Source organism: Phycisphaerae bacterium (genome assembly GCA_024102815.1).
Classification (GTDB): Bacteria; Planctomycetota; Phycisphaerae; order UBA1845; family UBA1845; genus JAGFJJ01.
Genome location: JAGFJJ010000076.1, coordinates 118276 through 132108, shown reverse-complemented (window position 1 = coordinate 132108; position 13833 = coordinate 118276). Strand labels below are relative to the sequence as shown.

The following is a 13833-nucleotide window of genomic DNA, read 5'->3' as shown; positions in this document are numbered from 1 at the left end:
CATTCGTAGTCAGCAAGATGCATGCCGACGTCCGATTTGTCTACCGACTACGAGGGGAATTCCTGGCGAAACGGCACGGCAGTTGCCCTATGATTCTCAACGGTGAGAGGCGGGCACCAACGGAGAGGGAAAGTGTCTTTCCGCTGCCCGTTCCCGGGCTTGGGCCGTCAGGAATTATTCGTCAATTCTTCCCCCGGGACACCCGCCCACCGACGTGAGTCCGCCCCATGGAGGTGCGCTCCAATCCCAGCCCCCGCGTGGACCCTGCGCCCGGCCGGCCAAAGGTCGAGCTCGGCGTCCCAACCGCGGACGCTTCGCCGCAGCGCGTCACACAGCGCGGTTCGGCCAAGCCCATTTCGGATGGGGATTTTTCCGCAGAATCGAATGTCTCGGTGGCGGACTACCGTTCTCCCGGCGGGGCAGCCGCCGGCGGGTCCTCGGCGCACATCCCATTGGCGCGTGTCGGCCGACCCTTGCTGCTGATCCCCCTCGGCGTCCTGTTCGTACTCGCCGCCTTGTTCGTCCTGTGGGCGGTGACACTGCGACGGCTTCTCCCGACGCTGTCGATCGGCTGGGAGCACGGCTTGCTCACGGCCTGGGCGGGAGTTGTCACGGCCGTGACGAGTTCCGGCGTGTACCTGGTGATGGACCGGCAGCATCGCCTGCTGGCGGCAACGGCGGACCATCTCGCCCGACTTCTCGAAGGCTACAAGACAGACGGCTCGCTGCGTTCGCGCTTTGAGAATCCGCATCTGGTGCACTGCCGGGACGCATTGCACTGCACCCGCACGGAGTGCCCGATGTACTCGTCGCCGGGTCAGCGCTGCTGGCAGGTTGTGGCGCTGGGCGGAGCGTGCCGGGGCAAGGACGCACCGGAGATCGAGCTCCAGCAATGCCACGACTGCGCCGTTTTCCGGCGATCGTGCCCTGACAAACTCACGGAACTCGGCGAGAGCTTCAACAACCTGATGTTCCTGCTGGAACAGGAGAATCGCCAGCTCGGCCGGATGCGCTCCAAGCTTGTCGAAAAGGAGAAAATGGTCGCGGTCGGGCAGATGGCCGCGGGCGTGGCGCACGAGATCGGCAATCCCCTTTCGAGCATTTCCTCGATCGTGCAAATGGTCAAACGCGCGTCGCGATCGTCGTCGGAGCCGATCAGCGATCAGCTCGATCTCATTCAGACGCACATTCAACGAATTTCGGGAACGGTGCGACAGATGGTGAGCCTGGCACGTCCCAGCGCCGCGACCTGGGAACTGGTTGACATCGACAGCCTGTTGAAGGAGGTCGTGGCGCTGGTCTCGTTCAACCGCAAGGCGCGGAGCGTGAAGATTGATCTGTCCGTGCACGACGACGTTCCGACGACGTATGGGCTCCGCGGCGAACTTCAACAGGTGTTTCTCAATCTGGCGCTCAACGCGCTGGACGCGATGTCCGAAGGCGGAACGCTGACGATTCGCGCCTCGCGGCGGCGGGGCGACATCGCGGTGGAGGTTTGCGACACGGGCTGCGGGATTGCGCCGGATGTGGGCCGGCGCGTTTTCGAGCCCTTCTTTACGACCAAGGAGCCGGGCCAGGGGACGGGGCTCGGGCTCTCGGTGAGTTACGGGATCGTCCAGAAGCACGGGGGAACGATCGAGTTCGACTCGATCGTGGGGGAGGGGACGCGATTTACGGTCCTTTTGCCGATTCTCCGGAAACCACCGGAAGGCTGAATCACATGAGTACGCACTGCATTCTACTGGCGGACGACGAGGAGACGCTGCGCAAGAACCTTGCGCAGGTGCTGGAGGATGAAGGGTTCGAGGTGATCGCCTGCGCCGACGGCGCGGCCGCGCTCCGCGCGCTCAAGCAACGGGCCATCGATGCCATGATCACCGATCTGCGCATGCCGCGGATCAACGGAATGGACCTGATCCGCCACGCCAAGGAGCACGCCCCGGATGCGAGCATCATCGTCATTACGGCATTCGGCGAGGTCGAAACGGCCGTGGAGGCGATGAAGAACGGGGCACGCGACTATCTCTGCAAGCCGCTGATCTTCGACGAGTTGATTTTCAAGCTGAAGCGCCTGCTCGCCCAGGACGATCTCGAACGGCAGAACGAGGTGCTGCGCAAGCAGTTGCGACAGGCCCACGCCGTGACGGAGATCGTCGGCGACTCTCAGGCGATGCACTTCATCCGCCGGTCGATCGAGCGGATCAACGGCACAATGAGCAATGTGCTCGTCTGCGGCGAGAGCGGCACGGGCAAGGAGGTTATCGCCCGGGCGCTGCACTACTCGGGCGTTACGCGGGACCGGGCCTTCGTCGCGGTGAACTGCGGCGGACTGGTGGACACGTTGGTGGAGAGCGAGCTGTTCGGCTATCGCAAGGGGGCGTTTACCGGCGCCAATTCGGATCACATCGGCTATTTCGAAGCGGCCGACGGGGGCACGCTGTTTCTCGACGAAATCGGCAATCTGCCGCTGAAGAGCCAGGCCGTGCTGCTGCGAGCCATCGAAGACCGGGCGATCACGCGCGTGGGCGATCATCGGCCTCGGCCGGTCAACATCCGCATCGTGGCCGCCACCAACTCCGATCTGGAAAAGGCGATTGCCAAGGGACAGTTCCGCGAGGATCTGTACTACCGCCTCAATGTGTTGCGCCTGGATATTCCGCCGCTGCGGCAGCGCTCGGAGGACATCCCCCCGCTGCTGGATCATTTCGTGGCGAAGTACAACGCGGAGTTGAACACGGATTGTCCGGGGTTCTCACCGGAAGCCGTGCAGCTTCTCTGCCGGCATTCATGGCGCGGAAACGTGCGGGAGTTCGAGAACGTCGTCGAACGGGCGCTGATTTTCGCCGATGGGGCCGAGGTGGGCGCCGATGACCTGATCTTCCTCGCCGGCGCCGGTCCGCGCGGCGACGCCGATTGCCTGAATCTCCGCGCCGCCAACGCGGAATTCGAGCGCCAGCACCTGCTGAAAGTGCTGGCGATGTTCGAGAACAACAAGGCTGCGGCCGCCGATGCGCTGGGTATCGGATTGTCCAGCCTTTACCGCAAGCTCGATGAGCACGGTTTGTCCAAGTATGGCAAGAGCGGTCCGGAAGCCGCGGTGGCCTGATTCGACAATCGCCGAGAAAAGGAAGGTCTTCATTGATACGCCGAACATCGATGTTCACGGCGGCGCTGGTCTTCACAACGGCGCTCTCGGCGGGGGCGCTCGCGACGCCGCCGGGACACGGATTCCATCCGCCGATGCCGGGCCAGACGTTTTACCTCCAATGGAAATTCGCGGACGATCCCCACTCCGACTGGCATGACGTGGCTATCGATCTTGCGGACACGTCCATCCCGGCACGTCTGGACCAGAAGGTGTCCATTTCGTCAAAGGGAGACGGCGCCGCCATCACGATGACGCAGTTCATACCCAACGCGTCATTCGATCAGCAGGTCGTCCCGATCGAAGAAGGCGGCACACCGGGATTGCTGCTGGCCATCGTGGGCGCCAAGCAGTCCTATCGCCGGTGGCTGATGGCGGATGATCCGGCGCGGAATCGGCTCACCAGCCTGATCGGCACGTGGCGGTACATGTCCGTGCCGGACGTTGACCAGCGGGACGTACTTTTCGATCAGTTCAAGCACGAGTTTGAGCGAGCGCCGATGCTGGAGATCGCACCGCCGTCGGGCGAACCGGGGCGCATCGAAGCCGCGCCGGGGAAAAAGCTGACCTTTGACGGTGGATTGTCCGTCGAAGTGCTCAGGTTCCATCCACACTTCGGATACGACGAGAAAACGAAGGAGCCGAAGAATCTCTCGGATGCGCGGATCAACCCGGGCGTGCTCGTCCGACTGAAGAAAGGCGAGAAGGCCGAGGAACGCTGGGTATTCAGCAAGTTCCCGGGGTTCAGCCAGGCGGGCGACGGCGGCGTGGCCTGCGGATTGCGGCTCGATTGCCCGGCGGAGCGTGAGCGGCCGAGCCCCGACTACGTGCTGGTCACCATCGCGAGAAAGAACACCGAGTCGTGGCTGCGCTACGAGGGCAAGGTCGAAGTCGCAAAACTGGAGCTCGGCGAGGCCAATCCCATCCCGAGCTCGCGATATACCTTCTCGATGGAACAGTTCGTGCCTGCCGGGAAACTGGTGGAGAGTTACAAGGCGGCACCCGGTTCCGGCTCGGTCACGGCCTTGCAGGTGCGGTTCCCGGGAGCCTCCGGATCGGATGAAGAGGCCTGGCTGGAGATCGGCAAGGCTCGTGTCTTGGAGACCCCGGCGGGGCCGATCGCGATTTCGTTCGGTCCGCAAGCCGGAAGCAAAGGGATGGGAGGTCATCCTTGAATTCAGGGTCAACTCGGTCGGCGCTGGCTGCTCTGGTTTTGCTCCCCCTGCTCCTGGCGACTTCGGTACTGGCCGCGCCGCCGGACTACAGCAAGGGATGCTCATCGACCGGGTGTCACGACGGCTTCGCCAAGCGGGCCGTCATTCACGATCCCCTGGAAAGTTGCGACATCTGTCACGAATTGACGGATGAGGCGGCCCATCGCTTCACCTTCACGACCGAAGGCAACGGCCTCTGCCTGGATTGCCACGACGCTTTCGAGGGGGACGTCAAACATGATGCCGTCACCGACGGGGCGTGTACCGATTGCCATGATCCGCACGGCTCGGCGCAGAAAGGGCTGCTCTTGCAGCCGCAGGCGGCGCTCTGCGGTGATTGCCACGACGATGTCGTGGACGGGCTGAAGTATCAGCACGGTCCGGTGGCGGCGGGGTCATGCACGGTCTGCCACGCGCCGCATGCCTCCTCGCATAAGCACTTGCTCGTCGAGGAGGGGAAACCCCTGTGCCTGAAGTGCCACGCGGCCATGAAGGACCGGCTGGATCATGCCAAGGTTGTTCATGAGGCGGTGTCCGACGACTGCACGTCATGCCATCGTCCGCATAGCGCCGACAACGCCAAATTCCTGACCCAGGGCCTGCCGACGCTCTGCATGGATTGCCACGACGACATCGGCGAACAGGCAACCGAGGCGAAGGTCAAGCACAGCGTGGTCACGGTCGGCCGGGCCTGCGCCAACTGCCACGACGCGCACGCCTCCGCGCAGAAAGCGCTGCTTCCCGAGACGTCCATGAAGCTCTGCCTGAGCTGCCACGACCGGGAAGTAACCACCACGGACGGCCGAAAACTGAAGAACATCGCCCAGATCATTGAGAAGCCGGTCAAGCACGGGCCGATCGAGGACGGCGACTGCGTGACCTGCCATGCGGCGCACGGCTCGTCGTTCGTCGCCCTTGCCAGCGAGGCCTATCCGGCCAGCTTCTATGCTCCGTACGATGCGAAGACTTATGCACTTTGCCTGGATTGCCACGACGGGGAGGCGATGGCCGAGGCGGAAACGGAGAGCGCCACCGGCTTCCGCAACGGCAAGCAAAACCTGCACTATCTCCACGTCCACCGGTCGCCCAAGGGGCGTACCTGCCGGGCGTGTCACGATGTTCACGCCACCGAGCGCCCCAAGCTGATCGCCGACAGCGTTCCCTTCGGAGCCTGGGACATCCCCATCAAGTTTCGCGAGAGTCCCGCGGGAGGGAGCTGTGCGCCGGGGTGTCACCGGCCCTTCCGCTACAACCGCGAAACGCCGGTCATCAACATGCCCGACGATACGGCATCGGCATCGAATTAGCCCCTGAGCCCAAGCCCGTAGCTTCCCAAGATTTGGAACCGGCACCGGATCATTCTCAAGATTGGGAACGACGCGTGCGGCGTCGCGTTGGGGGGTTCCAGGCTCATCGGTTCCCAGCTCGCCTATAAGACCATGTTTTCAAGGGAGTTAGATTCGGCGAGGTGATACGGGCGGGGGCGATGGCAGATTCGCTGAACGGTGGTACGGAAGGTGCCTTCTGAGAGGTGATGGAGGGTCCGGCAACGGCAAGGTGGGCCGGGCGGGGCTCGAACCCGATCGGGGTGGTCGTCATCCGGATCGGTTTCTTTGGTGATTTCGTTCAACCCTCAGGTTGGGAGCAGTAAGCGATGAGAGCGTTTCTTCGAGTTCTACCGGTCGTAGTTGTGGTGATGTTTGCTTCGACGGCGCTGGGGCAGGGGATCATCCCGGGGGATGAGACAACGTATCCCTCCGTGAGCGTGGTGAACTCGCCCCACAATCTCGCCCTGTATCCCGGCGTGACCATTCCCGGCAACCAGGTCTGCCTGCCCTGCCACACGCCGCACAACGCCTTGAAGCCCGGCGACGAGAACGTCCTGTGGAACCATGCGGAGACACAGGAGACATTCGTCATGTACAAGAGCACGGCCAACCAGCCCGAGGGCGCCAGCAAGCTCTGCCTGAGCTGCCATGACGGCGTCACGGCCATCGACAATTACGGTGGAAACGGCGGAACCGGCATCGTGATCACCGGCGACGCCAACCTCGGCACCGACCTGTCGGACGACCACCCCATCGGCGTGGAGTATCCGACCAGCTCCCCGGCCGAGTACAACGACCCCGCCAGTTTCGATCCCGGCATCAACGGTGGACCGGGCGTGCACCTGGTGGAGATCAGCGGCGCCCAGCGCGTGGAGTGCACCTCGTGCCACAATGTGCATAACAACGGCCTGGGCAACTTCCTGCTGGTACCGATCCAGGAAAGCTATCTCTGCCTGCAGTGCCACATTAAGTAACGGATTCAGCCTGCGGGGGCGGCGGGGGCCCTCCTGACCCCCGATCCCACGGAGAGAATCCCGCCGCCTCGCTTTTTCGCGAAAACTGGCGCACGTGCGCGGCTGTCCCGACGCACGTGCGTCTTTTCATGCGCAGCCACTGCGCGGCACGGGTTGTGCTTGGTACTGCTGGCAGGAGAGAGGAATCCGAGTCCCGTCTGCGCGAATTCCCTCTTGCACCCGGGCTTCGCGTCCGCATGATTCCACGAAGCCACAAGGAGGTCGCCGACCATGCTGCCGTTACATCCTCGCTTCAGTAATGGAGTCCGAAATTGCCGCCCGAACCGGATCGCGCCCGGCCTCGCGGCGACCCTGCTGCTCGTCGCCGGCTGCGCCAGCACGCCCAAGTCAACCACCAAGCCCCTGTTCTTTCCTGCGCCGCCGGCCGCGCCGCGCATTCAGTTTCTGACGTGGGCCAGTGGGGCCGACCAGGTCGAGGAACAGCGCGGCGCCTTCGAGTCGTTCATCCTCGGCGAGGAGCAGGTTTCCCGACGGGCGATCAACAAGCCGTACGGTATCGCGGCGCGGGACGGCGCCGTTTACGTCTGTGACACCAAGGGGCTGGCCCTGTGCAAGCTCGATTTCAAGAACGGCGTGTTCACGCAATTGGGCATTCGCGGCCAGGGCCGATTGAAAAAGCCCATCAACGTGGAAATCGATCCGCTGGGCTACAAGTTTGTCGTGGACACCAGCCGCAAGCAGGTGGTCGTCTTCGGCCCGGATGACCAATATGTCGCCGCGCACAACGTGCCCGAGCCCTGCCGCCCCGTGGACATTGCCCTGCACGGCAACGAACTGTACGTGCTCGACAACGACGACACGCCGCAGATCGTGGTCATGAACCGCAGTGACGGAACGGTGCTCCGCACCCTGGGCAGCGGCGGCGGTGAACCCGGACAGTTCCGCATCCCCAACAGCCTGGACATCGACAAGGACGGCAACATCTACGTGAGCGACACGCACAACTGGCGCATTCAGAAACTGGCACCGGACGGCACGGCCATCTGGACCAAGGGCACGCCCGGCTATCAACTCGGACAGTTCGGGCGCCCGCGCGGCATCCGCGTCGGTCCCGACGGCATCATTTACGTCGTGGACGGCGCGACGGAAATCGTGCAGATGTTCGATAGCGACGGCCAGACGCTGATGCGTTTCGGCGGACCGGGAGATCAGCCCGGGGCGCTGGCCCTGCCCTCCACGCTGGCAATCGACGCCACGTCGATCCCCTACTTCAAAAAGTACGTGCACAAATCGTTCAACGTGGAGTACCTGTTGTTCGTGGTGAGCCAATACGGGGCGAGGCTGGTGAACGTGTACGCGTTCGGCTCGTTCCCGGAAGGCTACGAGCTCTCGGAGAGCGACGTTCGCACCATCGAGCCGCTGCCCATCGAACAAGGCATCGGGCCGGTGGAGGGTGAGGACATGGAGCTTCAGCCGGAGGAGATCCGTCGGCAGAAGGCGGAAGAGAACGGTGGGTAGGTGATCTCGGAGCGGCACAATTGAAGTGGCCGAAGCGGGCATTGGTTCTGGTCGGTGCCGCCGCGCTGGCGGGGTGCGTGGTCGTGGCATGTGCCGAACCGCTGCGGTACCGCGTGCTCTCCACCTTTTTCGACGGCGTGCCGCTTCCGGGAGCGCGTCCGGTCAAGGAGCTCGGTTACGAGCCTCCGCCGGATCGATACGGATATGGCAGCAAGCCGCAGGTTGCGACCGGAACGGGACCGGCTCGATTGTTCGCCCACCAGCCGTACCGCCAGGATCGCTGCGGGGCCTGCCACAATCCGACGACGGGAAATCTCTTCCGCACGCCGCAGGAAGGGCTCTGCCGCGAGTGCCATGCCGACATCACCCGCGGGCCGAAGTACCTGCACGGACCGGTCGCGGTGGAGGACTGCCTGTTCTGCCATCACCCGCACGGAAGCGCGTACGAAGGGCTGTTGCTAATGCCCCCCGATGAAACCTGTTTTCGCTGCCACGCGCGCGAGGACCTCACGTCGGGTGCGCACCACGCCACGATCGGGGAGCAGGCCTGCATCGCCTGCCACGATCCCCACGGCGGCGAGGACCGTTTCTTTCTGATGCCCCGCGGGCTGTAACGGCGGGAGAGATCTTGAGCGCCAAGCCAACGCCATCGATCGAACCGCCCCGCGATGAATACCATCGTCATGTCACCGGCGCGAAGGCGCCCGACCTCGCCGACCGGCGGTACCGGGTCGCCCTTCTCATTCTGCTGCTGGTTCTGGGGGGATGTCGGACGGGACCGGAGGCGCGATCCGGGCGGGCCGGCGGCGTCGGCGTGAATCGCGTCGGGGGTTACCTGGAGTTCGTCGCCCGCGACCGCCGCTACGATCAGGACTCCAAAACGGGCAGCGGAGACACGTCCTCCAAGGAGACCATCTTCGAGGAAAATCTCCAACTGGAGATGGACGGCTACGTCTATCACCCCAACCTGCTGGACTTCTCGCTGGCGGGGCTCTTCGGGCTGGTGCAGTCGGATTTCGAAGAGATCTTCGCCGGACGCCGCACCATGAGCAACGACGAAGGGGATGTGCTCGAGTTCAACGCCGAAGGCCGCTTTCTCCAGAAGAAATCGTATCCCGGGTCGCTGTACGCCCGCCGCTATCGATCGATCGAGCCGCGCGCGTTCCAGCCCAGCCTCGAGGTGACGACGAAGAACTACGGCGGCACCTGGCAGTGGATCAACGAGAAATCGCCCACCTCACTTCAGTTCAGCTATACGGACGTGGAGCTCAAGCCCACCAGCGGAAACGAATCGACCGGGTCTCACAAGAACATGCTCGCCCTGTTCGAAACCGGCTACCGCTTCTCGCCGCAGAGCACGCTGTCGTTCACCTATCGGTTCGAGTCGATCGAGGAGCAGCCCTTCGAGCTGGACTACGACACACACGAGCTCACGCTCAGCCACGCTCAGATTTTCGGGACCGGCCGCCAGCACCGCCTCGACTCGGAACTCAACTACGAGTACCAGCGCGGCACGTTCAACATCGACCGCTTCCGCTGGCGGGAGACCATGCGCCTCCAGCACACGGAAGATCTCAAGTCATGGTATGTGTTCGAGCTGCTGGACCGCACGCAAGGCAACCTCGCCGGCGTGGCCCCCATCAAGGAACGCTCCTACCTGGGCACGGCCACGATCGAGCACCAGCTCTACGACAGCCTGACGTCGCAAGCGTACCTGTTCGGCCACTACCAGGACTTTCAGGACGGCCTGCAAATCTGTCGCTACGGCGGGCAGGTGAGTTTCGACTACCGCAAGAACAACCGCTGGGGACGTCTGCTCGGCAACTATCGCGCGCGCTACCAGAAGGAGGATCGCACGGGCGGAAACCAGCAGGTGGACGTGCTCGACGAGCGGGGCACGTTCCGCGATCCCGAACCGGTCGTGCTGGTCAACACGAACGTCATTCCGGGGACGATCCTGATCACGGCCGAGGATCGCGTCACCCGCTACCAGATCGGACGGGACTACCGCATACGCCAGGTCGGAGACCGGATTGAACTCGAGCGCCTCCCGGGCGGACTCATCACCAACGGCGAGACCGTGCTGATCGATTACGTGTTCGAAATCACGGGGAACTTCGAACTGGATACGATCGACCAGGCGTTCGCCGTCCGCCAGCAATTCGAAATGGGGCTCGAGCCCTACTACCGGTTCCGCAAGCAGGATCAGGGCATCACGCCGAAAGATGCCACCGGCGTGACCGCGGAAGACATCATCGATCACATCGTAGGGCTGGAGTACCGCAAGGGCGTGCTTCACCTGCAGGCGGAGTACGAGAGCTACGATTCGAACATCACTCCCCAGCGCGCCATCCGACTCAATGGCGGTATCACCAAGCGTTTCAGTACCGGCGCCGTAGGGGATGTGAAAGCCCGCTGGTCGCGGATCGACCGCCTGCCGCCTGACGACCGCCAGACGCGCTTCTTCACCATCGAAGGCCGGTACCGCCACCCCATTACGCGCGATTTCCTGGTTGAAAGCGCCGTGCTGTATCGCAACGAGAAAGACTCGCTCACCGGTCGGGACGAAGGCATCGACGTCGACCTATCCCTGGAATGGAGCGTGAGGGATACGGACGTGCGCGTGACCTACGAATACGGCCGGTTTGACGACAACTTCACGAACAACGAGAACTCGGCTTTGTATGTGCAGGTGCGGCGGAGATTCTGAGCGTGAACAAGCTGCAAGCGACATTACAACGAACAGCTGAGGCGTATGCGACGCGGGCAAGGGTGTTGTTGCTGTCGATCGCCGTTGCCTGCGCGCCGGCCGGGTGTGCCGCATCGCGCAAGCCGATCTTTCCGGAACCCGAACAGCGCCTCGTCTGGCCCCTGCCGCCCGCGCCGCCGCGCGTGGAATACGTCGGAAGCCTGCGCAGCGACAAGGACCTCAAGGCCCCACCCAAGTTGTTTGAAGGTCTGACGACGCTGCTCGCGGGGAAGAAGCCCCCGCAGGAACTTTTCGGCCCGCGCTCCGTCGTGGTAACGCCGGACGGGCAACGCGTGTGGGTCGCCGACCCCGGCGGACGCTGCCTGCACGGCTTCGACCTCGAGAAACGCGTGTACCGCAAGGTCGATCAGGTGGGCGAAGCGGCGCTGCTGACGCCCGTACACGTATCCCCAGGCCCGGCGGGCTCTCTCTACCTTTGCGACTCCGAAGCCGTGGCGGTGCATCGGCTGCGGGACACGGACGGGACATGGATCGAGTCGCTGCGCCTGCCGGAGGATCTGGTTCGCCCCGCGGCGGTCGCGTTCGATGGGGAACAGAACGACCTGTTCGTCGCCGACGTCAGCGCCCATGACGTAAAAGTCCTTGCCCGGGATGGGTCCCTGCTTCGTATTCTGGGGCGCCGCGGAACCGAACCCGGAGAATTCAACTACCCCACGAACGTCGAGCTGCACGACGGCTTCCTATGGGTCGTCGATACCGGCAATTATCGGGTACAGAAGCTGACCCGCGCGGGCGAGCCGGTGTGGTCGATCGGCGGCGCAGGGGATGCGCCCGGCGATCTGGCCATGCCCAAGGGTCTGGCATTCGACGTGGATGGACATCTGTACGTCGTCGATGGGCGCTTCGAAAACGTGCAGGTGTTCGATATGTCCGGCAGTTTGCTGCTCGTGTTCGGGCAGGAAGGCACCCAGCCGGGCGAATTCTGGCTGCCCGCAGGCATGTTCATTGACACGGAAAATCGCATCTGGATCTGCGATTCCTACAATCGGCGGCTGCAGGTCATGCGCTATCTGCCCGCGAACGATACAGACGAGTAGGACACCGCAAGGGGGAAGCGATCGGGGACGCCACCATGAATCACGACAACGGAATCTCCCGCAACCGTCTGGAGCAAGGAAGAAGCCTTCTCTTAGCCATCGGGCTTATCGGCATCGCTTCCTCGGCCTGGGCTCAGAATCGCGTCGTGGACACGGTGCATAATCTCTCCGCCGGCGGGCCTGGACAGGTTCGCGCCGTGTCGGAACGCCAAGTCTGCATTTTCTGCCACGCCCCCCACAACACCAGCGGCCTGCGCCCCTTGTGGAACCGTGAGCTGCCCACGTCGAACTACCTCATCTACCAGTCCAGCACGCTCGACGCCCAGCCCGGCCAGCCCACCGGGGCAAGCAAGCTCTGCCTGAGTTGCCACGACGGAACGATCGCCTTGGGACAGGTGCTCTCGCGAACCGACCGCATCCGCATGGTCGGCGGCGAGTTCATTCCGGCCGGCCTGAGCAACCTGGGCACCGACCTCTCGGACGATCACCCCATCAGCTTCGTCTACACCAGCGGACTGGCCGCATCCGACCGACAACTCGTCGATCCGTCCACACTGCCCGATGAAGTGCCGCTCGACGCCGCCGGCGAGTTGCAATGCACCTCGTGCCACGACCCCCACAACAACACGCACGGAGACTTCCTGGTCCTGCGGCAACAATACGGCGAACTCTGCCGCGCCTGTCACGACATGACCGGCTGGCAGGACGCCTCGCACCGCACGTCGTCGGCACAAGTCGGCGGCTCGCAGACAACGGACTGGCCCTACTCTTCCGTCGGCGAAAACGCCTGCCGAGCGTGCCATCGCTCGCACACCGCGGCCGGCAAGGAGCGCCTGCTCATCCACGAGAACGAGGAGGACAACTGCCTCGATTGCCACGGCGGACAGGGCGCCGGCAAGAACGTGCTGACCGACATCAACAAGATCAGCGCCCACGATCCGCGCCGCTATCTGCACAAGCACGACCCGGCCGAGGAACCCCTGATCTCCGAAGCCCACGTCGAATGCAGCGACTGCCACAATCCGCACGCGGCCGCCTCACAGCCCCCGCAACACGTCTACATTCCCATCGGCGATACCATGCGCGACGTACGCGGCGTCTCCATCGGGGGAGTGGGCGTCGATCGAGCGACCTACGAGTACGAAGTGTGCTTCCGCTGCCACGGGGACACGGCCGTCGAGGTTCCCAGAAGGATCTACCGGCAGTCGGAGACGGCCAACCTGCGACTCAAATTCAGCCCGAGCAACCCCAGCTACCACCCCGTGGCCCAGGCCTCGCCAAGCTTCTTCTCCCCGAGCCTCGTGCCCGGACTCGCCGAAGGCTCGCTGATCCGCTGCACCGACTGCCACAACAGTGACACCGGCCGCCAGGGAGGTGGTGCCAACGGCCCCCACGGCTCGATCTACGACTTCCTCCTCGAACGGAACTACTCCACGCGCGACAACACCACGGAATCTTCTTTCGAATACGCCATGTGCTACAAGTGCCACGAGCGGAGCAGCATTCTCTCCGACGAGAGCTTTCCGCTTCACTCATTGCATCTCGAGGAGAACACGCCCTGCTCCGCGTGCCACGATCCGCACGGCATCACCCTCACCCGGCCCACGCCGTCCGACCACACGCACCTGATCAACTTCGACGTCCTCATCGTCCGGCCTTACAACGGGCAGATGATCTACCGCGACGACGGCATGGGCGCAGGAAGCTGCACGCTCACCTGCCACGGCGAGGAGCACGACAACCTTACGTACCGACGATGATCGAACAACGCGCAAACGCGCAGCGCCTGGGGTGCATCTCGATGCATCAACTTGACGGCGCAGCACCCATCCTCGCGCACCAACGGG

Annotated in this window: 10 protein-coding genes; all 10 read left to right on the top strand. The window is 63.7% G+C overall.

Features of this window, described 5'->3' with window-relative positions; translation table 11 throughout:
• The first annotated feature begins 227 nt into the window (after nt 1-227).
• The 10 genes from J5J06_19150 to J5J06_19105 all read left to right on the top strand — a co-directional run bounded on the left by J5J06_19150 (nt 228) and on the right by J5J06_19105 (nt 13746).
• Nucleotides 228-1715, top strand: a complete 1488-nt coding sequence (locus J5J06_19150; protein ID MCO6439214.1) for a hypothetical protein — start codon at nt 228-230, stop codon at nt 1713-1715.
• 5 nt (nt 1716-1720) lie between these two features.
• Nucleotides 1721-3106 (top strand): sigma-54-dependent Fis family transcriptional regulator, encoded by a 1386-nt coding sequence (locus J5J06_19145; GenBank protein ID MCO6439213.1) that lies wholly within the window; start codon nt 1721-1723, stop codon nt 3104-3106.
• Nucleotides 3107-3138: 32 nt separating this feature from the next.
• On the top strand, nt 3139-4320 hold the full coding sequence (locus tag J5J06_19140; GenBank protein MCO6439212.1) for a hypothetical protein: 1182 nt from the start codon (nt 3139-3141) through the stop codon (nt 4318-4320).
• Complete coding sequence (locus J5J06_19135; GenBank protein ID MCO6439211.1) at nt 4317-5666, top strand: cytochrome c3 family protein; 1350 nt, start codon at nt 4317-4319, stop codon at nt 5664-5666. The genes J5J06_19140 and J5J06_19135 overlap by 4 nt, the downstream gene beginning before the upstream one ends.
• 347 nt (nt 5667-6013) lie before the next feature.
• Complete coding sequence (locus tag J5J06_19130) at nt 6014-6661, top strand: hypothetical protein (GenBank protein MCO6439210.1); 648 nt, start codon at nt 6014-6016, stop codon at nt 6659-6661.
• A 270-nt stretch (nt 6662-6931) separates the two neighbouring features.
• The gene (locus J5J06_19125; GenBank protein ID MCO6439209.1) at nt 6932-8179 is read left to right on the top strand and encodes a hypothetical protein; all 1248 of its coding nucleotides are present in this window, start codon (nt 6932-6934) and stop codon (nt 8177-8179) included.
• Nucleotides 8180-8199: 20 nt separating this feature from the next.
• Nucleotides 8200-8793 carry a hypothetical protein gene (locus tag J5J06_19120; protein MCO6439208.1) on the top strand — a complete coding sequence of 198 codons (594 nt, stop codon included), beginning with the start codon at nt 8200-8202 and terminating at the stop codon, nt 8791-8793.
• Nucleotides 8794-8807: 14 nt separating this feature from the next.
• Nucleotides 8808-10889: a hypothetical protein gene (locus J5J06_19115; GenBank protein ID MCO6439207.1), complete on the top strand. Its 2082-nt coding sequence runs from the start codon at nt 8808-8810 to the stop codon at nt 10887-10889.
• 2 nt (nt 10890-10891) lie between these two features.
• Nucleotides 10892-11986, top strand: coding sequence for a hypothetical protein (locus J5J06_19110; GenBank protein ID MCO6439206.1), 1095 nt, complete (start codon nt 10892-10894; stop codon nt 11984-11986).
• A 35-nt stretch (nt 11987-12021) separates the two neighbouring features.
• Nucleotides 12022-13746, top strand: coding sequence for a hypothetical protein (locus tag J5J06_19105; protein ID MCO6439205.1), 1725 nt, complete (start codon nt 12022-12024; stop codon nt 13744-13746).
• Nucleotides 13747-13833: the final 87 nt, after the last annotated feature.